We start from the raw sequence: 22,095 nt of genomic DNA on the forward strand, positions 1-22,095 counted from the left end.
GTTCCCGACCCGCGCCCGCGCCCGCAGGGCTAGGCTGGGTGCCGATCGAGCCGGGGGTGGTCGAGGTGGAGTTCATCGGGATCGGGGTGGGACGCGGCGTGGCGATCGGGCCGGTGGCCTGGATGTCGCCGCCGCCGCCCGAGCCGTCGACCGCGGCGAGCGGGCGCGGCCCCGAGCTGGAGCTCGAGCGGGCGCAGACCGCCGCAGCGGAGGTCGCGCGCGAGCTGCGCCGTCGGGCGGCCTCGGTGGAGGGCGCAGCGGCCGAGGTGCTCGAGGCACAAGCCCTCATGCTCGAGGACCCGGCCGTGCACGCGAGCGTCGCCGAGCACGTGACGCGGGGCTCGACGGCCGAACGCGCCGTGTTCGAGGCCTTCGCCGGATACCGCGAACTGCTCACCGGCATGGGCGGGTACCTCGCCGAACGCGCCGCGGACCTCGCCGACGTCTCGCAGCGGGTGATCGCCGAGCTGTCGGGCGCGCCTGCCCCCGGCGTCCCCGATCCGGGGCATCCGTTCGTGCTCGTCGCGCACGACCTCGCCCCGGCCGACACCGCGACCCTCGATCTCGATCGCGTGCTCGCCGTCGTGACGCTCGAAGGCGGGCCGACCTCGCACACGGCGATCCTCGCGCGCGAGAAGGCGCTCGTCGCGATCGTCGGCGCGGATGCCGCGGCGCTCGTGGAGGGCGAGACGGTGATCGTCGACGCGGAGAACGGACGGATCGTGCGCGACCCCTCCGACGACGAGATCGCCGCCGCGGTCGCGCGGCAGGAGGAGCTGGCGGCCGAGGCGACGGCGCCGATCGAGCCGGGTCGCCTCGCCGACGGCACGCCCGTCCCGCTGCTCGCGAATCTCGGCGACCCGGCCGGTGCCGATGAGGCCGTGCGCCTCGGCGCCGAGGGCGTCGGACTGTTCCGGACGGAGTTCCTCTTCCTCGGCTCGGAGGTCGCGCCCTCGCGCGCGGTGCAGGAGGAGGCCTACGAGCGGCTCCTCGCCGCCTTCCCCGACCGCAAGGTCGTGGTGCGGGTACTCGACGCCGGGGCCGACAAGCCGCTCGCATTCCTCGGCGGGAAGCCCGAGGAGAACCCCGCGCTCGGGATGCGGGGCATCCGTGCGCTGCGGCGCACCGAGCCCGTCCTGCGGGACCAGCTCGACGCCCTCGCCGCCGCGGCCGCACGGACGCACGCGCGCCTCGAGGTGATGGCGCCGATGATCGCGACGGTCGAGGAGGCCGCCTGGTTCGCGGAGATCGCCCATGGGGCGGGGCTCCCGGTCGCGGGCGTCATGGTCGAAGTGCCTGCCGCCGCGCTGCTCGCGGATCGGCTGCTCGCGGTCGTCGAGTTCGCCTCGATCGGCACGAACGACCTGACGCAGTACACGATGGCCGCCGACCGCCTCCTGGGCGACGTGGCGGAACTGCAGGACCCGTGGCATCCCGCCGTGCTCGGCCTCGTCGGCGCGGTGGGCGCGGCCGGGGCGCGGCTCGGCAGGCCGGTCGGCATCTGCGGCGAGGCCGCGGCCGACCCGCTCCTCGCGGTCGTGCTCGTCGGGCTCGGTGCGACGAGCCTGTCGATGTCGCCCTCGGCGCTCGCGGGGGTGCGTGCGGGGCTGCTCCGCCATTCGGCGGCCGACGCCAGGGCCATCGCCGAGGCGGCGCTCGGTGCTGACGGGGCCGCATCGGCGCGGTCGGCGGCGAAGGCGGCGTCGGACGCGCTCCGCTGAACGGCGCCCGCGGCATCCCTGGTCGGGGCCGCGCGGCCCGCTCGCGGCGCCGACTGGCGAAAACGGCGGAAATGACCTAAAGTTGACCCTTGGTGTTCTGCACGCCTGCCTTGCCATGCCCGACGACCTCGTCCGAGGGCACCGAGCACGGTACGCGCGCAGCAGTCATCGCACGACCAGCATCCCAAACTCCAAGCGATAGTGAGGCTATGGCCAAGAAAGACGGCGTCATCGAGATCGAGGGCTCGGTCATCGAGGCTCTCCCGAACGCGATGTTCCGGGTGGAGCTCACGAACGGGCACAAGGTTCTCGCGCACATCTCAGGGAAGATGCGCCAGCACTACATCCGCATCCTCCCCGAGGACCGCGTGATCGTGGAGCTGAGCCCCTACGACCTGACGCGCGGGCGCATCGTCTACCGCTACAAGTAAGGGCTGCCGGAAAGTAACGGCCCGCGGCATCCCGCGGGTACGAGGACAGCGAATCAGAGGAACCACTGTGAAGGTCAACCCCAGCGTCAAGCGGATCTGCGAGAAGTGCAAGGTCATCCGCCGTCACGGCCGCGTGATGGTCATCTGCGAGAACCCGCGCCACAAGCAGCGCCAGGGCTAATCGCCTGACGCGGGGCCACGCCGGGTGCGGGGCCCCACGCCACAACTGAATACGAATCGGCACTGCCAGATCCCGCTCACGCGGGGGACACCTCGGGACGGAGGCCCGGGCACCGGCAGTGCTCCACACCTCCACTTCGAAACAGGAGAAGCCACACATGGCACGTCTGGCAGGAGTCGACATCCCGCGCGAGAAGCGCGTGGAGATCGCACTGACTTACATTTTCGGCGTCGGCCGCACTCGCGCGCTGCAGACGCTCGCGGAGACCGGCATCGACGGCAACATCCGCGTGAAGGACCTCAGCGACGAGCAGCTCGTCGCCCTTCGTGACTACATCGAGGGCAACTTCAAGGTCGAGGGTGACCTCCGCCGTGAGGTCGCCGCCGACATCCGCCGCAAGGTCGAGATCGGCTCGTACGAGGGCCTCCGCCACCGCCGCGGCCTTCCGGTCCGCGGTCAGCGCACCAAGACCAACGCTCGTACCCGCAAGGGCCCGAAGCGCACCGTCGCCGGCAAGAAGAAGCCCGGCCGCAAGTAACCGCTCGTCGCCAGATCTAGGAGATTTCACACATGGCAGCACCCAAGGCGGCTACTCGCAAGCCGCGCAAGAAGGAAAAGAAGAACATCGCCGTGGGCCAGGCCCACATCAAGTCGACGTTCAACAACACGATCGTCTCGATCACCGACACCACCGGTGCCGTGATCAGCTGGGCCTCCTCGGGCGGCGTCGGCTTCAAGGGCTCGCGCAAGTCGACCCCGTTCGCCGCACAGCTCGCCGCCGAGTCGGCTGCGCGTCAGGCGCAGGAGCACGGCATGAAGAAGGTCGACGTCTTCGTCAAGGGCCCCGGATCGGGCCGTGAGACCGCAATCCGTTCGCTCCAGGCCGCGGGCCTCGAGGTCGGCAGCATCAACGACGTGACGCCGCAGGCGCACAACGGCTGCCGCCCGCCGAAGCGCCGCCGCGTCTAAGGCTCTCCGGACCGGTGGTCGGGCCGGGCTCTTCGGAGCCGGCCCGGCCACCGGGCATCCGTTCTCACACAACTCAAGATCCTCGACCTCGCAGGTGTCATATAGCGGACACCCTGCCGAAAGGAATCAACAGTGCTGATCGCACAGCGCCCGACGCTCACCGAAGAGAACATCTCGGAGTTCCGTTCGCGTTTCGTGATCGAGCCCCTCGAGCCGGGCTTCGGTTACACCCTCGGCAACTCGCTTCGCCGCACCCTCCTCTCCTCGATCCCCGGCGCGGCCGTGACGAGCATCCGCATCGACGGCGTGCTCCACGAGTTCTCGACGGTTCCGGGTGTGAAGGAGGATGTCACCGAGATCATCCTGAACATCAAGAACCTGGTCGTCTCCAGCGAGCACGACGAGCCCATCACCGCCTACCTGCGCAAGCAGGGTGCCGGTGAGGTCACCGCCGCCGACATCTCGGCTCCCGCCGGTGTCGAGGTGCACAACCCCGAGCTGGTCATCGCGACGCTCAACGACTCGGCCAAGTTCGAGCTCGAGCTCACGATCGAGCGCGGCCGCGGCTACGTCTCGGCCAGCCAGAACCGCAACGAGTACTCCGAGGCCGGCCAGATCCCGGTCGACTCGATCTACTCGCCGGTGCTCAAGGTCACCTACCGCGTCGAGGCCACCCGTGCCGGCGAGCGCACCGACTTCGACCGCCTCGTGGTCGACGTCGAGTCGAAGCCGGCCATCTCGCCGCGCGACGCGATCGCTTCGGCCGGCCGCACGCTCACCGAGCTGTTCGGTCTCGCCCGCGAGCTGAACACCGCGGCCGAGGGCATCGAGATCGGCCCCGCGCCGGTCGACGCCGTGCTCTCGAGCGAGCTCTCGATCCCGATCGAAGACCTCGACCTCTCGGTGCGCAGCTACAACTGCCTCAAGCGCGAGGGCATCAACACGGTGTCGGAGCTCGTCGCCCTGAGCGAGTCGCAGCTCATGAACATCCGCAACTTCGGTCAGAAGTCGGTCGACGAGGTGAAGGACAAGCTCACCGAGATGAACCTGTCCCTCAAGGACTCGGTGCCCGGTTTCGACGGCGCCCACTTCTACACCGGCTTCGACGACGAGAACTAGTCGCTCGCGCACGTAGCACCGACCCCACACACTGGAGATAACGAACCATGCCGAAGCCCACCAAGGGCCCCCGCCTCGGAGGCGGACCCGCGCACGAGCGACTCCTGCTCGCGAACCTCGCGGCTGCGCTCTACACGCACAAGAGCATCACCACCACCGAGACCAAGGCGAAGCGGCTCCGCCCGCTCGCCGAGCGTCTCATCACGTTCGCGAAGCGCGGCGACCTGCACGCCCGCCGTCGCGTGCTCGCCGTGATCGGCGACAAGGCCGTCGTGCACGAGCTGTTCGCGGTCATCGCCCCGCAGGTCGCCGACCGTGAGGGCGGCTACACCCGCATCACGAAGATCGGCAACCGCAAGGGCGACAACGCCCCCATGGCGGTCATCGAGCTCGTGCTCGAGCCGGTCGTGAAGAAGCAGCGCGCCGCGAAGCCCGCCGCCGCCGCCGCGGCCGCCCCGGCCGAGGTCGTCGAGGAGGCGCCCGCCGCCGAGGAGACCGAGGTCGTCGAGGAGGCGCCGGTCGAGGAGACCGCCGCCGACGAGACCGCCGAGGCCGCCGCCGACGAGGCCGCCGCCGACGAGGCCGCCGCCGAGAAGGCGTAAGCACTCCGCACCACGAGGAGGGCCCCCTGTCCACAGCGACAGGGGGCCCTTCGTCGTCTGTGCCACAATCGTGCTCGGCGCCGACGAGGTCCGTCGGCGGAGGCTCGGAAGGAGCAGCGTGCGCGCACCGGTGCGGATCCCCGAGGATCGCGACCTCTCGATCGACTTCGCCCGGGCGCTCTGCCTTCCGGTCGTCGTGCTGCTGCACGCGCTGCAGATGGGCATCGGCGGCGACCCGCTGCGCGCGTTCAACGCGCTCGACGGCTTCGAACCGCTCGCGTGGGCGACCTGGCCGCTCATGATCATGCCGGTGTTCTTCATCTGCGGCGGCTTCGCCTCGATCACGCAGTGGCGGAGGCTCCGTGGCCACGGCGAGACCGGCGCGCACTACCTGCGGGTGCGGGCGGTGCGGCTCGCGCAGCCCGTCGTGTCGGTGACGGCGGCGGTCGGGCTCGTGCTCGGCGGCATGCTGCTGGCGGGCGTCGACTTCGGCTTCGTGCAGAGCTTCGCGGTCCGGCTGGCCGAGCCGTTGTGGTTCATCCCCGTGTACCTGATCTGCACCGCGCTCGTCCCCGCGATGTCGTGGCTCCATCGGCACGCCCCCTGGCCGACCTACCTCGGCCTCGCGGCCGGCGCCGCGCTCGTCGACGTGCTCGCGCGGGGCCTCGGACTGCCGATCGGCGCCCTCAACTGGCTCTTCGTCTGGCTGTTCGCGCAGCAGCTCGGATTCGGCCTGCGCGACGGCTGGTTCGCGCGGCGCTCGTGGCCGCTGCTCGTCGCCATCGCGGCGTTCGCCTACGGATTCATCGCGATGCTCGTGACGGTCTTCGGCTACTCGCACGACATGCTCGACAACCTCAACCCGCCGAGCCTCGCGATCCTGGCCCTCGCGCTCGGCCAGGTCGCCCTGTTTGCGCTGCTGCAGCCGGCGATCCGGCGGTTCGTCGCGCATCGGACGGTGCTCGGCGTCGTGTTCGTGTTCGGCGTGTACGGCATGGTGATCTACCTCTGGCACACCTTCGCGATGGCGATCGTGACGGCGGCCCAGCTCCTTGTCGGTCTGCCCTTCCCGCCGGTGCTCTCTCCCTCGTGGTGGGCGACGAGGCCGCTCTGGATCCTCGCGATCGCCCTGGTGGTCGCCGCGTGCTGCGCCGTCGTGCCGAGACTCGAGACGCGTTGGCCGGCGCCGGTCGAACGCCGCACCCCGCTCGCCGCGGTCGTGGTCTGGACCCTCTGCGCGGTCGGCGGCGTGGGCGTGTTCCTGACGCTGGGCTACGTGCCGTGGACGCACGGGGTGCTGGGCTGGACGCTCGTGACGCTCGCGGTGGTCGCCCTCATCGCCGGCGGACCGGGGCCCCGCGCGCCGCGCGCTCGCGCCGACGAGGTCGATGCCTTCACCGCGACGGCGCGCGCCTAGGCTGGCGGGTATGGACAGGAGCGAGGCGGATGCCGCGGGGGCGACGCCGGTCGCCGTGAACGGCGAGCCCGATGAGGTGGTGCGCATCCGGCTCGGCATCGCCTACGACGGGACCGACTTCAAGGGCTGGGCCGCGCAGCCGCGGTTGCGCACCGTCCAGGGCACCCTCGAGGGTGCGCTCGCGACGCTCTTCCGACGCGAACGGGTGGCGCCCCGGCTGACCGTCGCGGGGCGGACCGATGCCGGGGTGCACGCGCTCGGCCAGGTGGCGCATCTCGACGTGCCCGCGTCCGCTTTCGCCAGGGTCACGCGGCTGCGCCGAGGCGACGCCTCGGGCGCGCTCGAGCACGATCCCGCCGCGGTGCTGCTCCGCCGGCTCACCGGCATCCTCGGCACCTCCGATTCCGATGTCGTGATCACGCACGCCGAGTCGGCGCCGGCCGGCTTCGACGCGCGGTTCTCCGCGGTGTGGCGACGCTACGAGTACCGGATCGCCGATGAGGCCGCCCTGCGCGACCCGCTCGCACGCGGCCGGACGGTCTGGTACCCCCGGGCGCTCGACGTCGAGGCGATGGATCGCGCGGCGAACCGCCTGCTCGGCCTCCACGACTTCGCCGCCTTCTGCAAGCCGCGCGAGGAGGCGACGACGATCCGCACCCTGCAGGCCTACGGCTGGCGGCGGGGCGAGGGCGACGTGCTCGTCACGACGCTGCAGGCCGACGCGTTCTGCCATTCGATGGTCCGGGCGCTCGTGGGCGCGTGCGTCGCGGTGGGGGAGGGCAAGCTCGCCGACGACGACCCCGAACGCCTGCTCGCCGCGGCCGAGCGCACGAGCGCGTTCAAGGTGATGCCCGCGAAGGGGCTGGTGCTCACCGAGGTCGGCTACCCCGACGACGCCGAGCTCGAGGCTCGGGCCGTGCAGACCCGGGCGCGACGGGACCTCCGGCAACGAGGCATCCCCGACCCGGTGGGGGAGCCGCGATTCTGAATCGCGGGATGAAGCTGCTAGAATCTCCCTTTGGTGCCGTTCTCTGCAGCGGTACCCGAAGTTGAGCCCTCCACCAGGCGTTCGCCCGCATCGCGATCGAACTCCCCCGGAGTGGGATTCACGAACCCCTCACTCGATCAGAAAGCAGCACTTCCGTGACGCGCACCTATACCCCGAAGTCGAACGAGATCCAGCGCGACTGGGTCGTCATCGACGCGACCGACATCGTCCTCGGTCGTCTCGCGAGCCACTCCGCAGCACTGCTGCGCGGCAAGCACAAGGCGATCTTCGCCAACCACGTCGACACCGGTGACTTCGTCATCATCGTCAACGCCGACAAGGTGGCCCTCACCGGCCAGAAGCTCGAGCAGAAGAAGGCGTACCGCCACTCGGGCTACCCGGGCGGCCTCAAGGCCGTCGGCTACGCCGAGCTCCTCGAGAAGAACCCCGTTCGCGCCGTCGAGAAGGCGATCCGCGGCATGCTTCCGAAGAACTCGCTCGGTCGGGCGCAGCTCAAGAAGCTCAAGGTCTACGCAGGCCCCGAGCACCCGCACGCCGCGCAGCAGCCCAAGCCGTACACCCTCACCCAGGTCGCCCAGTAATTCCGGCACCCTCGACGTTCTCGAAATAAGGATTCACACCAAAATGGCGAAGATCGCAGACCAGATCGAAGCGGCTCCCGAGAGCTACACGACCGAGAGCGCGCCCGAGGCCGCTCCCACCACCCCCCGCCCCGTGCTCAACGTGTCGGGCGCAGCCGTCGGCCGCCGCAAGCAGGCCATCGCCCGCGTGCGCGTCGTCCCCGGCGCCGGCACCATCACGGTCAACGGCCGTGAGTTCGCGGCGTACTTCCCGAACAAGCTGCACCAGCAGCTCATCACCGACCCGTTCACCGTGCTCGAGCTCACCGGCTCGTACGACGTGGTGGCGAAGATCACCGGCGGCGGCCCCTCGGGCCAGGCCGGTGCGCTCCGCCTCGCGATCGCGCGTGCGCTGAACGAGATCGACCGCGAGAACAACCGCCCGACCCTCAAGAAGGCCGGCTTCCTCACGCGCGACGCCCGCGTCATCGAGCGCAAGAAGGCCGGTCTCAAGAAGGCCCGCAAGGCTCCGCAGTTCTCGAAGCGTTAATCCGCTCCGCGAATCCGTATGCCTCGGCTTTTCGGAACGGACGGGGTCCGGGGCCTGGCCAACCGTGAACTCACGGCTGACCTGGCCCTGGGCCTCTCCCAGGCGGCTGCGGCCGTCCTCACGCAGGGACGCCACGCCGACGAGAATCGCGCGGCGGGCAGGCGCCCCGTCGCCGTCGTCGCGCGCGACCCCCGCGTCTCCGGTGAGTTCATCACCGCCGCGGTGTCCGCGGGCCTCGCGAGCTCCGGTGTCGACGTGCTCGACGCCGGGGTCATCCCGACCCCCGCGACCGCCTTCCTCATCGACTCGATCAAGGCCGACTTCGGCGTCATGATCTCGGCGTCGCACAACCCGGCGCCCGACAACGGCATCAAGTTCTTCTCCTTCGGCGGCACCAAGCTGCCCGACGAGGTCGAAGACCGGATCGAGTCGTTCCTCGGCAAGCAGAAGCTGGCCCCCGTCGGCGACGGCGTCGGCCGCATCCGGCGTTTCGCCGATGCCGAGGACCGCTATGTCGTGCACCTGCTCGGCACCCTCCCCAACCGCCTCGACGGCATCAAGGTCGTGCTCGACTGCGCCCACGGCGCGGCGGCGGGCGTCTCGCCCCAGACCTTCAAGGACGCCGGTGCCGAGGTCGTCGTGATCGGCGCCGACCCCGACGGCATCAACATCAACGACGGCGTGGGCTCGACCCACCTCGACCAGCTCCAGGCCGCCGTGCTCGCGCACGGTGCCGACCTGGGCATCGCGCACGACGGCGACGCCGACCGCTGCCTCGCGGTCGACGCCGACGGCAACATCGTCGACGGCGACCGCATCATGGCGATCCTCGCGCTCGCGATGAAGGAACGCGGCCACCTGACCGACGACACGCTCGTCGTCACCGTCATGTCCAACCTCGGTCTCAAGCGCGCGATGGCCGAGCACGGCATCCGCATCGTCGAGACGAAGGTGGGCGACCGCTACGTGCTCGAGGCGCTCGGCGCGGGCGGGTTCGCCCTCGGCGGCGAGCAGTCCGGTCACGTGATCATGAGCGAGTACGCGACGACCGGCGACGGGGTGCTCACCGGCCTCCACCTGGTGGCCGAGATGGCACGCACGGGCAAGACGCTCGCGGAGCTCGCCTCGGTGATGACGGTGTACCCGCAGGTGCTCGTGAATGTGCGCGGGGTCGATCATCACCGTCTCGGCGAGAACGAGCGCATCGCCGCAGCCGTCGCCGAGGTGGAAGCCGAGCTCGGCGAGTCCGGCCGGGTGCTCCTGCGTCCCTCGGGCACCGAGCCCATGGTGCGCGTGATGGTCGAGGCGGCGGACCAGCCCGAGGCCGACCGTCATGCGGCGGCCCTCGCCGACGTGGTGAAGGCGGAGCTCGCGCTGTAGTCGGCCGACTCCATCGACGTCATCGGAACGCCGCGTCCTCGCTCGAGGACGCGGCGTTCCGGCGTTCACGGACTGATCGTCGGGCGTCGACGACGGCCCCGGGTCAGAGCTTGCGCAGCAGCACGCTCGAGACCGCGTGGTCCGAGCCCTTGCGCAGCACGAGCGAGGCGCGCGAACGGGTCGGCCGGATGTTCTGGAGCAGGTTCGGCTCGTTGATGGAGTGCCAGATCTCGCGCGCCCGGAGCCGCGCCTCATCCTCCGACAGCGAGGCGTAGCGGTGGAAGTACGAGCGCGGGTTCGCGAACGCGCCCTGCTGGAGTTTGAGGAAGCGCTCCTCGTACCAGCGTGCGATGTCGCTCGTGCGCGCGTCGACGTAGATCGTGAAGTCGAAGAGATCGCTCACCGCGAGGCGGTGCCCGGGACCGGGCGGCTGCAGCACGTTGAGCCCCTCGACGATGAGCACGTCGGGGCGGCGCACGGTCACCTGGGCGTCGGGCACGATGTCGTAGGCGAGGTGCGAGTAGAACGGGGCGCGGACCTCGGCGGCGCCGGCCTTCACCTCGCTCACGAAGCGCAGGAGCGCTCGGCGGTCGTACGACTCGGGGAATCCCTTGCGGGCCATCAGCCCGCGGCGCTCGAGCTCGGCATTCGGGAAGAGGAACCCGTCGGTCGTCACGAGCTCGACCCTGGGCGTGTGCTCCCACCGGGCGAGGAGCTCGCGGAGGAGCCGCGCGATCGTGGACTTGCCGACGGCGACCGATCCCGCGACCCCGATCACGAAGGGCGTCGACTCGAAGCGCTCCCGCAGGAACTCGCTCGCGACCTTGTGCAGCGACTTCGTGCCGCCGACGTAGAGGTTCAACAGCCGGCTGAGCGGCAGGTAGACCTCGGCGACCTCGGTCGGGTCGAGCGGCTCGCCGAGGCCGCGCAGCTGCACGATCTCGGTCTCGCGGAGGGGCGACGGCATCGACGGCGCGAGCGCCGCCCAGTCGGCTCGGTCGAGTTCGATGAACGGCGAGATCTGCGTCGGGTGCGACGACGGGCTCTGCTGATCCGGCACCGTGCCAGTGTAGTGCGGGGCGGCGGGCTCGTCGGGCTGCGCCCTCGGGGCGGGCGCACAGCCGTTCGCCAGTAGAATCGCCCCCATGTGTGGAATCGTCGGATACGTCGGAGAGCGCAACAGCCTCGACGTCCTCATGGGTGGCCTGCGCCGCCTCGAATACCGTGGCTACGACTCGGCGGGGGTGGCGGTCGTCGATGACGACGGCGCCATCGAGACCGCGAAGCGCGCCGGCAAGCTCAAGGTCCTCGCGGACGAGCTCGAGCGCAATCCGCTGCACCACGGCGGCACCGGCATCGGCCACACCCGTTGGGCCACCCACGGCGGGCCGACCGACCGCAACGCGCACCCGCACCTCGGCGACGAGGGACGCCTCGCGCTCATCCACAACGGCATCATCGAGAACTTCTCCGAGCTGAAGGAGGAGCTCCTCGCCGAGGGGCACACCTTCGAGTCCGAGACCGACACCGAGGTCGCCGCCGTCCTCCTCGGTCGCGAGTACCGTGCCGCCGGCGACCTTCGCGCGGCCTTCCGCAACACCGTCTCGCGCCTCGAGGGCGCCTTCACCCTGCTGGCCGTGCACCGCGCCGAGCCCGGCGTCGTCGTCGGCGCACGTCGCAACTCGCCGCTCGTGATCGGGCTCGGCGAGGGCGAGAACTTCCTCGGCTCCGACGTCGCCGCGTTCGTGGAGTACACGAAGCAGGCCGTCGCCGTCGGGCAGGACCAGATCGTCGCGATCACCGCCGACGAGGTCGTCGTCACCGACTTCGCGGGCGAGCCCGTCGAGTTCGACACCTTCGAGGTCGCCTGGGACGCCTCGGCCGCCGAGAAGGGCGGATGGTCCTCGTTCATGCGCAAGGAGGTCTCGGAGCAGCCCGAGGCCGTCGCCAACACGCTGCGCGGCCGCGTGGTCGACGGTGCCGTCGTGATCCCCGAGCTCGAGGGCTTCGGAGACGACGAGCTCCGAGGCATCCGCCGCATCACGGTGATCGCCTGCGGCACCGCCTCGTACGCCGGCATGGTCGCGAAGTACGCGATCGAGCAGTGGGCGCGCATCCCGGTCGAGGTCGAGCTCAGCCACGAGTTCCGCTACCGCGAGCCGGTGCTCGACGCCGACACGCTCGTCGTCTCGATCAGCCAGTCGGGCGAGACGATGGACACCCTCATGGCGGTCAAGTACGCCCGCGAACAGGGTGCACGCACCATCTCGATCTGCAACACGCAGGGCGCCACGATCCCGCGCGAGTCCGACGCGGTGGTCTACACGCACGCCGGCCCCGAGGTGGCGGTCGCATCGACGAAGGCGTTCGTCGCGCAGATCACGGCGCTCTACCTCTTCGGCCTGCACCTCGCCCGCGTGCGCGGCACGCTCGGCGACGCCGAGCTCGCGGCGCAGCTCGCCGAGCTGACCGCGGTGCCCGAGAAGATCGAGCAGGTGCTCGGCGAGGCCGGCAAGGTCGAGCAGCTCGCCCACTGGATGGCGGACACGCGTTCGGTGCTCTTCCTCGGCCGGCACGTGGGCTACCCGATCGCCCTCGAGGGCGCGCTGAAGCTCAAGGAGCTCGCGTACATCCACGCCGAGGGCTTCGCCGCCGGCGAGCTGAAGCACGGGCCGATCGCGCTGATCGAGCCGGGCCAGCCGGTGTTCGTCGTCGTGCCGAGCCCGCGCCACGACCGCAGCCTGCACCCGAAGGTCGTCTCGAACATCCAGGAGATCCGCGCCCGCGGCGCCCGTGTCATCGCGATCGCCGAGGCCGGCGACGCCGCGGTGCTGCCGTTCGCCGACGAGGTCGTGCGCATCCCGCTCGCAGGCCCGCTCTTCGAGCCGCTGCTCGCGGTGGTGCCGCTGCAGATCTTCGCGATGGAGCTCTCACAGGCGAAGGGCCTCGACGTCGACCAGCCGCGCAACCTCGCGAAGTCGGTGACGGTCGAGTGATCATGGGCGCGGGGGCCGAGTGATCGCCGGCATCGGCATCGACGTCGTGGACATCGGGCGCTTCGAGCGCTCGATCACCCGGACCCCCGCGCTCCTCGGGCGTTTGTTCGCCGAGAGCGAACGTGATCGCCCGGCGCGCTCGCTCGCCGCGCGATTCGCCGCGAAGGAGGCGCTCATCAAGGCGCTCGGCGGCCACGCGGTGATCCGCTGGCACGACATGCAGATCGTGCAGGACGCCGAGGGCAACCCCGACTTCGCACTGTCGGGCGCGCTCGCCCGGCACGTCGCCGAGCTCGGCATCGACCGGGTGCACCTCTCGATGAGCCACGACGCCGGCATCGCGAGCGCGTTCGTCGTGCTCGAGAAGGCGAACGGGCGATGAGCCGGCAGGATGCCACGGGGTCGCCGTTCCGCGAGGCCGTCATCGACCTGGGCGCGCTCACGGACAACGTGCGCACCCTCGCCGCACGCATGGCCCCGGCCGAGATCATCGCCGTGGTGAAGGCCGACGCGTACGGGCACGGCGCGGTGGCCGCCGCGCGCGCCGCCCTCGCGGGAGGCGCGACCCGGCTCGGCGTCGCCGACCTCGACGAGGCGCACGAGCTGCGCGACGCCGGCATCGACGCCCCGGTGCTCGCATGGCTGCACGGGCCCGACGCCGACTTCGCCTGTGCGGTGCGTGCGGGCATCGAGCTCGGCATCTCCAGTCGCACGCAACTCGAGCGCGCGGCGGAGGCCGCGGCGTCGGTCGCGGCCGACGGCTTCGACGCGCCTGCCCGGGTGCATCTCAAGATCGACACCGGGCTGAGCCGCAACGGCGTGCCGGAGGCCGAGTGGGCCGAGGCGGTCGCCGTGGCCGCGGGCCTCGAGCGCGACGGGCTCGTCGAGGTCGTCGGCGTGTTCAGCCATTTCGCGAACACCTCGCGCGAGGTCGACGCCGCACAGCTCGACGCCTTCGAACGCGCCCTCGCCGAGGCGCGGGCCGCCGGCCTCGCCCCGCGGATCCGGCACATCGCCTCGACCGAGCAGGCGCTCCGCGACCCGAGCGCCCGCTACGACGCCGTCCGCATCGGGATCGGCATGTACGGCCTGACCCCCTTCGGCGACGGCACCACCTCGACCGAGCTCGGGCTCACCCCGGTGATGACGCTGCGTGCGCGCGTCGCGGCGGTGCGTCGTGTCGAGACCGGTGCCGGCGCCTCGTACAGCCACATCTGGCACGCCGAGCAGGCCAGCACCCTCGCACTCGTGCCGCTCGGCTATGCCGACGGGGTGCCGCGCCAGGCCTCGGGCAACGGGGCAGAAGCGCTCGTCGCCGGACGCCGTCGCCCGGTCGCCGGACGCATCGCCATGGACCAGTTCATCGTCGACGTCGGCGACGACGAGGTGGCGGTCGGCGACGAGGTCGTGCTCTTCGGCGACCCGGCCACCGGCGCGCCGACCGCGGACGAGTGGGGCGCTGCCGCCGGCACCATCGGCTACGAGATCGTCACCCGCATCGGCCCCCGCGTGCCGCGGCGGTACGTCGGCGGTGCCGATGCCGTCGAGGAGACCTCAGCGACCGAGGCGCGATCGTGACGTTCGCGGCGACCTTCGACACCGCGGAGGACCTGACCGAGTTCGGTCGCGACCTCGGCGCCGCGCTGCGCGCCGGCGACCTCCTCGTGCTCACCGGGCCGCTCGGGGCGGGCAAGACCACCCTCACCCGCGGCATCGGCGCGGGACTCGACGTGCGAGGCCCGGTGCAGAGCCCGACGTTCGTCATCGCCCGCACGCACCCGAACCTCGGCGGAGGCCCGCCGCTCATCCACGTCGACGCGTACCGGCTCGGCGACGCGGCGCTCGTCGACGACCTCGATCTCGACGTCGCCCGCTCGGTCGTCGTCGTCGAGTGGGGCGCCGGCCTCGTCGAGGAGCTCAGCGACTCGCGGCTCGAGATCGTGATCGAGCGACCCACGGGTGCGAGCGAGGCTCGAGGCGAGTCGCTCGACGAGGCCGACGGCGACGACGAGCTCGACCCCGACGAGCCGCGTACCGTCACCGTGCGCGGCTTCGGTCCCCGGTGGGCGGGCACCCCGTACGCCGTCTCGGCGTAGGCTTGTCCCCATGCTCCTCGCGATCGACACCTCGACGGGCACGAGTGTCGCGATCGTCGATCGCGACGCCGCGAGCGGCGAACTGCGCGTCCTCGCCGAGACCGGCACCGACGACACCATGCGTCACGCCGAGGTGATCGGCGGCTTCATCCGCGACGCGCTCGACGCGGCCGGCGTCGCCCCCGACCGGCTCTCGGGCATCGCCGCCGGCATGGGCCCCGGGCCGTTCACGGGCCTGCGGGTCGGCATCGCCGCAGCGCACGCCTTCGCACTCGGCATCGCCCGACCCTTCGTGCCCGTCCCGAGCCATGACGCGATCGCGTGGTCGCGGTACACCGCGGGCGAGACCGGCCCGCTCCAGGTCGTCACCGACGCGCGGCGCCGGGAATTCGCGGTCTCCGAGTACGACGGGCTCGACGAGGCGGGGCTGCCGGTGCGGGTGAGCGGCCCGGCGCTCGCGCCGCGCGACGCGCTGCCCGAGGCCCGTGGCATCCGATTCGAGGCGACGGTCGTCTCGGCCGGCGCCGTCGGCCTCGTCGCAGAACTCGCCTTCGCCGCCGGTCGCCTGCCGCTCGCCGACGATGCGCCCCTCTACCTCCGTGCGCCCGATGTCACTCCCTCCGCCGGAAAGCGGGTGCTGCAGTGAGCGTGTTCATGCGCCGAGCGCGGCCCACCGACCTCGAGGCGATCATGCGGCTCGAGCGCGCGACGTTCACCGACGAGGCCTGGCCCGAGGACGCGATGCGCCGCGAGCTCGAGAGCCCCCACGGGTACTACCTCGTCGCGGTCGACGACGAGCTCGCCTCGCGGCAGGCGCCGGCCGACGAGCCCGCGGCGGGCGACGACGCCTCCTCCGACCTCGAGCACGACGGGTCGGATGCCGCGTGGCCGCCGCTGCTCGGCTACGCCGGGCTGCTCGCGCCCTCGGGCGGCGACCAGGGCGACATCCAGACCATCGCCGTCGACCCCGCCGCGCGCGGGATCGGCCTCGGCCGCGGGCTCATGCACGCGCTCATCACCGAGTCCCGGCGCCGGGGCATCGCCCAGCTCTTCCTCGAGGTGCGGGCCGACAACCCGATCGCCCGTGCGCTGTACGAGTCGCTCGGCTTCGTCGAGATCGGGGTGCGCCGCGGGTACTACCGGCACGGGGTCGACGCGATCATGATGCAGCTCGCGGTGCCGCCGGCCGTCACTCGACCTGCTGGCGGCGTCGACGGCACGACGATCCGAGGGGCCTCACGATGAATACCCGCGAGCCGCTCATCCTCGGAATCGAGACCTCCTGCGACGAGACCGGGGTCGGCATCGTCCGGGGCACGACCCTGCTCGCGAACACGATCGCCTCCTCGATGGACGAGCACGCCCGCTACGGCGGCGTCGTCCCCGAGGTCGCGGCGCGTGCGCACCTCGAGGCCATGGGGCCGACGATCCGTGCGGCGCTCGCCGAGGCATCCGTCACGCTCGAAGAGATCGACGCCGTCGCCGTCACGAGCGGTCCGGGCCTCGCCGGCGCGCTGATGGTCGGGGTCGGGGCGGCGAAGGCGCTCGCCCTCTCGCAGGGCGTCCCCATCTACGCGGTGAACCACCTCGTCGGGCACGTCGGCGCCGACCTCCTCGACGCGGCCGACCCGCTCGAGACGCCGACGGTGGCGCTCCTCGTCTCGGGCGGACACACCTCCCTCCTGCTCGTGCGCGACCTCGTCTCGGACGTCGAGCTGCTCGGCGAGACCATCGACGACGCCGCGGGCGAGGCCTTCGACAAGGTCGCCCGCGTGCTGGGCCTGCCCTACCCCGGCGGTCCCGAGATCGACCGCGCCGCGGTGGGCGGCGATCCGAAGGCGATCCGCTTCCCGCGGGGGCTCACCCGCCCGAAGGACCTCGTGGCGCACCGCTACGACTTCAGCTTCTCGGGGCTCAAGACCGCGGTCGCCCGCTGGGTCGAGCAGCGTGAGGCCGCGGGCGAGCCGGTGCCGGTCGCGGATGTCGCCGCGAGCTTCCGCGAGGCGGTCGTCGACGTGCTCGTCGCGAAGGCGATCGATGCGTGCACCGAGCTCGGCGTGCCGCGTCTCCTCCTCGGCGGCGGGGTCATCGCGAACGCTCGCCTGCGCGAGGTGGCCGCCGAGCGGGCGGCGGCCGCGGGCATCGCGCTGCGCATCCCGCCGCTCTCGCTCTGCACCGACAACGGCGCGATGATCGCGGCGCTCGGCGCCCAGCTCGTCATGGCCGGTCATGCACCGTCCGAGCTCGGCTTCGGTGCCGACTCCACGCTGCCGGTGACCGACATCCAGGTCGCCTGACGCAAGAATCCTGTGCAGGTCGGCCCTCGCGCGATAGTGTGGGGACGAAATCACCGGGGAGCGGCGGCGATCGTCCGCGCCCGGAGCGCACCCTCATCCCGAGGGAGGCGTACACACAGCATCGAGGGGAACCACCGTGACCGACCCGAACCTTCCCGAGCAGCCCGCCGGCGCCGTCCCGCCCGTGCCCCCGGCCGCTCCCGCGACGCCTCCCGCCGCTCCCGCGTACGGCACGCCGCCGGCCGCTCCGGCCGCCCCCGCCTACGCCGCTCCGGCCTACGGTGCCCCCGCCCCGACCAAGACCAACGTGCTCGCGATCGTCTCGCTCGTCTCGGCGTTCTTCGTGTCGCTCGTCGCGATCATCACGGGTCACATCGCGCTCAGCCAGATCAAGAAGACCGGTGAGCAGGGCCGCGGCCTCGCGATCGCCGGCCTCATCATCGGCTACGTTGGCCTCGTCGCCACGATCGTCGTCGTCATCCTGTGGATCGCCGCCTTCGCGTTCGTCGCCTCGAACCCCGACATCACCACCTACTGAGCCGGGTCGATACCCGCATCACGCAGAGCAAGGAGCACCGATGAGTGATCCGAAGAACCCCGACGAGCTCCCCGGCGAGCCGGTCGAGCCCACGGTGCCCGACGCGCCCGAGCCCGTCGTTCCCGACGCGCCCGAGCCCGTCGTGCCCGACGCGCCCGAGCCCCAGGTGCCCGGTGCACCCGAGCCGGTCGTCCCGGTGGATGCGGCCGCGACCGGCCCCGAGGTGCCCTCGGTGCCCGAGCCGCCGGCTGCGCCCGAGCCGCCGACCGCACCGCCGGCTCCGCCCGCGCCTCCGGCTCCGCCCGCTCCGCCCGCCTACGGTGCACCGGCACCCGCGGCGCCGCCGAGCTACGGTGCAGCGACGCCGCCTCCGCCGCCCGCCTACGGTGCGCCCGCGCAGCCCGGCTACGGTGCGCCGGCGCAGCCCGGCTACGGTGCGCCGGCGCAGCCCGCGTACGGTCAACCCGGGTACGGTGCGTACGGCACCGCACCGAGCAAGCCGACCCCGGTGTTCAGCCTGATCTCGCTCATCGCCGGCGTGCTCGGCATCGTGGGCGGATTCGCCGTCGTGTGGATCCCCTTCGTCGGCGGCATCATGCAGCTGTTCATCCCGGCCGCGGCCGTGGTGCTCGGCTTCATCGGCAAGCGCAAGGAGCCTGCCGCGAAGGGCATGTGGCTGACCGGCATCATCACCGGCTTCGTCGGGATCGCCATCGGCCTGCTGTCGATCGTGCTCTGGAGCGTGCTCTTCGCGAGCGTCCCCTACGGCGACTACGACATCTACTGAGGGTGACATGACCGACCGTGCGGGGGTCTCGCCCGAGGGCGAGGCCCCCGACCGCCGTTCTCGGGCGGAGCCTCCCGCGCACGGAGCTCCATCCGATTCCGCGGGCGAGCCGTCGGGGGCGTCGCGACCCGACGGCGAACTCGCCGATCCGGACGGACGGGCTGGCGACGAGCGCCCGACGTCCACGCCGCCGACCGAGGCCGAGACCCCGCTCGACGACCCGCTCGCGCCCTACCGCCCCGCGGAGCCGACGCTCCGCGCCGACCCGGTCGTGCGCGAGTTCGACGTCCCCGTCGACACCGGGCAGCTCCGGCGCATCTCGACCGGCCAGCTGCTCGTGGTGCATCGGCCGGAGTACGACCAGAGCGAGGTCGTCGAGGCGCAGCAGCAGAGCCGCGCGTACAGCTGGGTCGCCGCGGTCACTGGCATCATCGGAGCGACCGCGTCGCTGTTCGTCGGCTGGATGCTGCCGCTCTCGATCGCGGCCATCGTGTTCGGCGTGCTCGGCCTGCGCCGTGAAGAGCACGGGCGGACGCTCGCGTTCATCGGCATCGGAACCGGGCTCGGCGGGCTCGTGTTCTCGGCGCTCTGGATCGGCTACTACGCGATCGTGTTCGGCGCGCTGCAGGCCTGACGCGGTGCGGCAGCGCCTTCGGGCCGTGTCCGGCTCGGTCCGAACGGTGGTCAGATCCGTTCGACGAGCAGCGTCACGTGGCGGCCCTGCTCGCGCGTGAGCACGATCGTCGCCCGCTCCGATCCCTTCAGCTTCAGGCGCGTCCGCAGTGCGGCGGGGTCGACGTCGACGCCCCGCTTCTTGATCTCGAGCGTGCCGACGCCGCGCGCCTGCAGCGCCTGCCGGAGCCCTCGCTCGTCGGCGGGCAGGCGTTCGATCACCCGGAACCCCCGGGCGAACGGCGAGTCGAACGCCGTGTCGGCGGTGAGGTAGGCGATGCCGGGGCTCAGCATCCATGCACCGTTCGCCCTGGCGAGGTCGCCGATGAGCCGGGCCCGGATGACCGCGCCGTCGGGCTCGTAGAGGTAGTCGCCGAGGGGCCCGTCGGGGGCGTCGGGGGAGTCGGCCGGCGCGGTCAGCTCGTGCGCGAGCTCGCCGCGGATGACGAGTGCCGAGCGGCCGACGCCCGGGCGCGCGAGCGCGCCGAGCCAGACGCCGAGTTCGACCACGTCGCCGTCGACGGAGACCCACTGCGCCTCCGCGCCCGCGGGGATCACGTCGCGGTCGGTGCCGGGCCCGAGCTTCACGCCCACCGGCAGTCGGTCGGCGAGCCCGAACGCGAAGTCGAGGCTCGGCGAGTACGCGGAGGCGTCGGCGATGCGCGTCGTCGTACCGCCCGTGGTGGTGCGTCGCGCCGGATCGAGCCAGACGCCGCCGATGCCGCCGAGTGCGACCTCCTCGGCGCGCTCGTGCAGCACACGGGCCTGCGGGAACGGAGTGAGGTTGTACGTCGCGATCGCGGCGGTGACCTCGTCGGCGTCGGCGGCGGTGACCTCGAGATCGATCGCCGCCATGGCCAGGGCGTCTCCGCCGATGCCGCAGCCGAGGTCGGCGACGTGCCGCACGCCCGCCCGCGAGAAGCGGCCGGCGTGGAGCGCGGCGACCTGCAGGCGGGTCGCCTGCTCGAGCCCCGCCTCCGTGAAGAGCATGCGGGCGGCGAACGGGCCGAACTTCGCGGCGGCCTTCGCGCGGAGCTTCGCCTGGCTGAGCACGGTGGCGACCAACGACGCCGGATGCCCCTGGCGGCGGAGCGCGGCGACCGTCTTCACGATGTCGGCCTTCGAGTCCCATTCGGGCAGGCCGTCGAGGAGCCGCAGCCCTTCGGGGGAGAGGAGTTCGACGAGCTCGGAGCGTTCCACCCGGCCACGCTAGCACCGCGGCGCGGCCGCCGAGCGGCGATGGCGCGGGGCCATCCGGCCGCCGTGTTCGCCGCGCGTGAACGGTCTGGCACTCACGTTGCACGAGTGCCAAAACGCGCCTAGACTCGGCTTAGCACTCTCACTCAGAGGCTGCTAATCAGTCTTCGCAAGACAGTTTCTTCATCAGAGAGATAGGGGCAACCGTGTCGGTTTCCATCAAGCCGCTCGAGGATCGCATCGTCATCAAGCAGGTCGAGGCCGAGCAGACCACCGCGTCGGGCCTCGTGATCCCCGACACCGCCAAGGAGAAGCCCCAGGAGGGCGAGGTCGTGGCGGTCGGCCCCGGCCGCATCGACGACAACGGCAACCGCGTCCCGCTCGACGTCGCCGTCGGCGACAAGGTGATCTACTCGAAGTACGGCGGCACCGAGGTCAAGTTCGGCGGCGAGGACTTCCTCGTCCTCTCGGCCCGCGACGTGCTCGCGGTCGTCGTTCGCTGAGCGAACCGACTTTCTGAACGGCCCGGATGCTGAGCATCCGGGCCGTTCTGCGTCTCCGCAGCCGCCGCGTTGGCCATCGACCCGCGCGGGCGTAGTCTGTATCGGTGAATCCCCGCCCTGAGACCCCTCCTGCGCCGACGCACCAGGGCATCAGCAGGCCGGGGCTCGGGTACGCGATCTCCTCTTACCTGCTCTGGGGCTTCCTCCCCATCTACTTCATCGCGCTCGCGCCCAGCAGCTCGCTCGAGATCGTCGCGTGGCGCATCCTGCTCTCGCTGGTCTTCTGCGCACTGCTCATCACGGTGACGCGCGGATGGGGCGCGTTCTTCGCCCTGCTGCGCGACCGGCGGGTGCTCTTCACGATGGCGGCCGCCGGCGCGCTCATCTTCGTCAACTGGCAGACCTACGTCTACGCGGCGGTCTCGGAGCAGGTCGTCGAGGCCTCGCTCGGGTACTTCATCAACCCGATCGTGACCGTGTTCCTCGGGGTGCTCGTGCTGCGCGAGCGGTTGAACACGACCCAATGGGTCGCGGTCGGCATCAGCATCGTCGCCGTCGTCGTGCTCGCCGTCGGCCACGGGCAGTTCCCGTGGATCGCCCTGCTGCTCGCGTTCTCGTTCGGCTTCTACGGCCTCATCAAGAAGCGGGTCGGCCCCCGCGTCGACGCCGTCTCGGGGCTGACGCTCGAGACCCTGTGGCTCGCCCCCCTCGCCGCGGTGCAACTGTGGTGGGTCGCCGCGACCACCGGGCTCACGATGGGCACCGAAGGCGCCTGGCACACGGTGCTGCTCCTCGGTGCCGGCGCCGTCACCGCGGTGCCGCTGCTGCTGTTCGCGGCGGCGTCGCGCCGACTGCCGCTCATCTACATGGGCTTCATCCAGTACTTCGCCCCGTTCATCCAGTTCCTCGTCGGCGTGGTGCTGCTCGGCGAGCCGATGCCGCCCGAGCGGTGGATCGGCTTCGCCCTCGTGTGGGCGGCCCTCGCCGTGCTCACGGTCGACCTGATCAGGGGAGCGCGGCGCGCGTCGAAACGGGTCGTCTCCGAGCCGGTCTGAGCGTCGTCCGCCCTG

26 protein-coding genes are annotated in these 22,095 nt (G+C 71.7%); 24 read left to right on the top strand and 2 right to left on the bottom strand.

Annotation, left to right across the window (positions count from 1 at the left end; translation table 11 throughout):
* The first annotated feature begins 38 nt into the window (after positions 1 to 38).
* From ptsP to glmM, 12 genes are all read left to right on the top strand, one after another.
* On the top strand, positions 39 to 1,721 hold the full coding sequence (gene ptsP, locus ACFVAJ_RS11860; protein WP_376944326.1) for a phosphoenolpyruvate--protein phosphotransferase: 1,683 nt from the start codon (positions 39 to 41) through the stop codon (positions 1,719 to 1,721).
* Positions 1,722 to 1,930: 209 nt separating this feature from the next.
* Positions 1,931 to 2,152 carry a translation initiation factor IF-1 gene (infA, locus tag ACFVAJ_RS11865; protein WP_011186713.1) on the top strand — a complete coding sequence of 74 codons (222 nt, stop codon included), beginning with the start codon at positions 1,931 to 1,933 and terminating at the stop codon, positions 2,150 to 2,152.
* Positions 2,153 to 2,219: 67 nt separating this feature from the next.
* Positions 2,220 to 2,333, top strand: a complete 114-nt coding sequence (rpmJ, locus tag ACFVAJ_RS11870) for a 50S ribosomal protein L36 (RefSeq protein ID WP_022889747.1) — start codon at positions 2,220 to 2,222, stop codon at positions 2,331 to 2,333.
* Between the two features lie 157 nt (positions 2,334 to 2,490).
* Positions 2,491 to 2,871 (top strand): 30S ribosomal protein S13, encoded by a 381-nt coding sequence (gene rpsM, locus ACFVAJ_RS11875; protein WP_376944328.1) that lies wholly within the window; start codon positions 2,491 to 2,493, stop codon positions 2,869 to 2,871.
* Positions 2,872 to 2,903: 32 nt separating this feature from the next.
* Complete coding sequence (rpsK, locus tag ACFVAJ_RS11880) at positions 2,904 to 3,302, top strand: 30S ribosomal protein S11 (RefSeq protein WP_092668574.1); 399 nt, start codon at positions 2,904 to 2,906, stop codon at positions 3,300 to 3,302.
* Between the two features lie 132 nt (positions 3,303 to 3,434).
* Positions 3,435 to 4,421, top strand: coding sequence for a DNA-directed RNA polymerase subunit alpha (locus tag ACFVAJ_RS11885; protein ID WP_022889750.1), 987 nt, complete (start codon positions 3,435 to 3,437; stop codon positions 4,419 to 4,421).
* Positions 4,422 to 4,468: 47 nt separating this feature from the next.
* Entirely contained in the window at positions 4,469 to 5,023 is a 555-nt protein-coding gene (gene rplQ, locus ACFVAJ_RS11890) for a 50S ribosomal protein L17 (RefSeq protein ID WP_376944330.1), read from the top strand.
* A 118-nt stretch (positions 5,024 to 5,141) separates the two neighbouring features.
* Positions 5,142 to 6,440 carry an acyltransferase gene (locus tag ACFVAJ_RS11895; RefSeq protein ID WP_376944332.1) on the top strand — a complete coding sequence of 433 codons (1,299 nt, stop codon included), beginning with the start codon at positions 5,142 to 5,144 and terminating at the stop codon, positions 6,438 to 6,440.
* Positions 6,441 to 6,450: 10 nt separating this feature from the next.
* Entirely contained in the window at positions 6,451 to 7,428 is a 978-nt protein-coding gene (truA, locus tag ACFVAJ_RS11900) for a tRNA pseudouridine(38-40) synthase TruA (protein WP_376944335.1), read from the top strand.
* Positions 7,429 to 7,583: 155 nt separating this feature from the next.
* Positions 7,584 to 8,030, top strand: a complete 447-nt coding sequence (gene rplM, locus ACFVAJ_RS11905; protein ID WP_157423236.1) for a 50S ribosomal protein L13 — start codon at positions 7,584 to 7,586, stop codon at positions 8,028 to 8,030.
* 43 nt (positions 8,031 to 8,073) lie between these two features.
* Complete coding sequence (rpsI, locus tag ACFVAJ_RS11910) at positions 8,074 to 8,559, top strand: 30S ribosomal protein S9 (RefSeq protein ID WP_022889754.1); 486 nt, start codon at positions 8,074 to 8,076, stop codon at positions 8,557 to 8,559.
* 18 nt (positions 8,560 to 8,577) lie between these two features.
* On the top strand, positions 8,578 to 9,939 hold the full coding sequence (gene glmM, locus ACFVAJ_RS11915; protein WP_376944337.1) for a phosphoglucosamine mutase: 1,362 nt from the start codon (positions 8,578 to 8,580) through the stop codon (positions 9,937 to 9,939).
* Positions 9,940 to 10,042: 103 nt separating this feature from the next.
* Here glmM and coaA read toward each other — a convergent pair whose 3' ends face one another.
* The gene (gene coaA, locus ACFVAJ_RS11920) at positions 10,043 to 10,999 is read right to left on the bottom strand and encodes a type I pantothenate kinase (protein ID WP_376944340.1); all 957 of its coding nucleotides are present in this window, start codon (positions 10,997 to 10,999) and stop codon (positions 10,043 to 10,045) included.
* 85 nt (positions 11,000 to 11,084) lie between these two features.
* Here coaA and glmS point away from each other — a divergent pair, with 85 nt between their 5' ends.
* The 10 genes from glmS to ACFVAJ_RS11970 all read left to right on the top strand — a co-directional run bounded on the left by glmS (position 11,085) and on the right by ACFVAJ_RS11970 (position 19,287).
* Complete coding sequence (gene glmS / locus ACFVAJ_RS11925) at positions 11,085 to 12,935, top strand: glutamine--fructose-6-phosphate transaminase (isomerizing) (protein WP_376944342.1); 1,851 nt, start codon at positions 11,085 to 11,087, stop codon at positions 12,933 to 12,935.
* Between the two features lie 19 nt (positions 12,936 to 12,954).
* The gene (locus tag ACFVAJ_RS11930) at positions 12,955 to 13,317 is read left to right on the top strand and encodes a holo-ACP synthase (RefSeq protein WP_376944345.1); all 363 of its coding nucleotides are present in this window, start codon (positions 12,955 to 12,957) and stop codon (positions 13,315 to 13,317) included.
* Positions 13,314 to 14,513, top strand: coding sequence for an alanine racemase (alr, locus tag ACFVAJ_RS11935; protein WP_376944348.1), 1,200 nt, complete (start codon positions 13,314 to 13,316; stop codon positions 14,511 to 14,513). Before ACFVAJ_RS11930 ends, alr begins: the two co-directional genes overlap by 4 nt.
* Positions 14,510 to 15,031 carry a tRNA (adenosine(37)-N6)-threonylcarbamoyltransferase complex ATPase subunit type 1 TsaE gene (tsaE, locus tag ACFVAJ_RS11940; protein WP_376944350.1) on the top strand — a complete coding sequence of 174 codons (522 nt, stop codon included), beginning with the start codon at positions 14,510 to 14,512 and terminating at the stop codon, positions 15,029 to 15,031. Before alr ends, tsaE begins: the two co-directional genes overlap by 4 nt.
* A 10-nt stretch (positions 15,032 to 15,041) precedes the next feature.
* Positions 15,042 to 15,677 (top strand): tRNA (adenosine(37)-N6)-threonylcarbamoyltransferase complex dimerization subunit type 1 TsaB, encoded by a 636-nt coding sequence (tsaB, locus tag ACFVAJ_RS11945; protein WP_376944352.1) that lies wholly within the window; start codon positions 15,042 to 15,044, stop codon positions 15,675 to 15,677.
* On the top strand, positions 15,674 to 16,276 hold the full coding sequence (locus ACFVAJ_RS11950; protein ID WP_376944354.1) for a GNAT family N-acetyltransferase: 603 nt from the start codon (positions 15,674 to 15,676) through the stop codon (positions 16,274 to 16,276). The genes tsaB and ACFVAJ_RS11950 overlap by 4 nt, the downstream gene beginning before the upstream one ends.
* Positions 16,273 to 17,328, top strand: a complete 1,056-nt coding sequence (tsaD, locus tag ACFVAJ_RS11955; protein ID WP_376944356.1) for a tRNA (adenosine(37)-N6)-threonylcarbamoyltransferase complex transferase subunit TsaD — start codon at positions 16,273 to 16,275, stop codon at positions 17,326 to 17,328. The genes ACFVAJ_RS11950 and tsaD overlap by 4 nt, the downstream gene beginning before the upstream one ends.
* Before the next feature lie 136 nt (positions 17,329 to 17,464).
* Entirely contained in the window at positions 17,465 to 17,866 is a 402-nt protein-coding gene (locus ACFVAJ_RS11960) for a DUF4190 domain-containing protein (RefSeq protein ID WP_376944358.1), read from the top strand.
* Positions 17,867 to 17,906: 40 nt separating this feature from the next.
* Positions 17,907 to 18,653, top strand: a complete 747-nt coding sequence (locus tag ACFVAJ_RS11965) for a hypothetical protein (protein WP_376944360.1) — start codon at positions 17,907 to 17,909, stop codon at positions 18,651 to 18,653.
* Between the two features lie 7 nt (positions 18,654 to 18,660).
* Positions 18,661 to 19,287 (top strand): hypothetical protein, encoded by a 627-nt coding sequence (locus ACFVAJ_RS11970; protein ID WP_376944361.1) that lies wholly within the window; start codon positions 18,661 to 18,663, stop codon positions 19,285 to 19,287.
* A gap of 50 nt (positions 19,288 to 19,337) precedes the next feature.
* On the opposite strand, the gene ACFVAJ_RS11975 is transcribed toward ACFVAJ_RS11970, so the two are convergent.
* Positions 19,338 to 20,525 carry an SAM-dependent methyltransferase gene (locus tag ACFVAJ_RS11975; RefSeq protein WP_376944362.1) on the bottom strand — a complete coding sequence of 396 codons (1,188 nt, stop codon included), beginning with the start codon at positions 20,523 to 20,525 and terminating at the stop codon, positions 19,338 to 19,340.
* A 203-nt stretch (positions 20,526 to 20,728) separates the two neighbouring features.
* On the opposite strand from ACFVAJ_RS11975, the gene groES reads away from it, so the two are divergent.
* Both groES and rarD read left to right on the top strand, forming a co-directional pair.
* Positions 20,729 to 21,025 (top strand): co-chaperone GroES, encoded by a 297-nt coding sequence (gene groES / locus ACFVAJ_RS11980; RefSeq protein WP_022889766.1) that lies wholly within the window; start codon positions 20,729 to 20,731, stop codon positions 21,023 to 21,025.
* Between the two features lie 104 nt (positions 21,026 to 21,129).
* Positions 21,130 to 22,080, top strand: coding sequence for an EamA family transporter RarD (gene rarD / locus ACFVAJ_RS11985; RefSeq protein ID WP_376944363.1), 951 nt, complete (start codon positions 21,130 to 21,132; stop codon positions 22,078 to 22,080).
* Positions 22,081 to 22,095 lie beyond the last annotated feature (15 nt).

It is taken from the genome of Agromyces sp. NPDC057679, from assembly GCF_042799635.1.
In the GTDB taxonomy this organism is placed as follows: Bacteria; Actinomycetota; Actinomycetes; order Actinomycetales; family Microbacteriaceae; genus Agromyces.

Bases quoted from the DNA above. Each gene is read 5' to 3' on its own strand.
- infA (WP_011186713.1), top strand. From the start codon at position 1,931: ATGGCCAAGAAAGACGGCGTCATCGAGATCGAGGGCTCGGTCATCGAG.
- rpsM (WP_376944328.1), top strand. From the start codon at position 2,491: ATGGCACGTCTGGCAGGAGTCGACATCCCGCGCGAGAAGCGCGTGGAG.
- rpsK (WP_092668574.1), top strand. From the start codon at position 2,904: ATGGCAGCACCCAAGGCGGCTACTCGCAAGCCGCGCAAGAAGGAAAAG.
- rplQ (WP_376944330.1), top strand. From the start codon at position 4,469: ATGCCGAAGCCCACCAAGGGCCCCCGCCTCGGAGGCGGACCCGCGCAC.
- truA (WP_376944335.1), top strand. From the start codon at position 6,451: ATGGACAGGAGCGAGGCGGATGCCGCGGGGGCGACGCCGGTCGCCGTG.
- rpsI (WP_022889754.1), top strand. From the start codon at position 8,074: ATGGCGAAGATCGCAGACCAGATCGAAGCGGCTCCCGAGAGCTACACG.
- glmM (WP_376944337.1), top strand. From the start codon at position 8,578: ATGCCTCGGCTTTTCGGAACGGACGGGGTCCGGGGCCTGGCCAACCGT.
- glmS (WP_376944342.1), top strand. From the start codon at position 11,085: ATGTGTGGAATCGTCGGATACGTCGGAGAGCGCAACAGCCTCGACGTC.
- alr (WP_376944348.1), top strand. From the start codon at position 13,314: ATGAGCCGGCAGGATGCCACGGGGTCGCCGTTCCGCGAGGCCGTCATC.
- tsaB (WP_376944352.1), top strand. From the start codon at position 15,042: ATGCTCCTCGCGATCGACACCTCGACGGGCACGAGTGTCGCGATCGTC.
- tsaD (WP_376944356.1), top strand. From the start codon at position 16,273: ATGAATACCCGCGAGCCGCTCATCCTCGGAATCGAGACCTCCTGCGAC.
- ACFVAJ_RS11965 (WP_376944360.1), top strand. From the start codon at position 17,907: ATGAGTGATCCGAAGAACCCCGACGAGCTCCCCGGCGAGCCGGTCGAG.
- ACFVAJ_RS11970 (WP_376944361.1), top strand. From the start codon at position 18,661: ATGACCGACCGTGCGGGGGTCTCGCCCGAGGGCGAGGCCCCCGACCGC.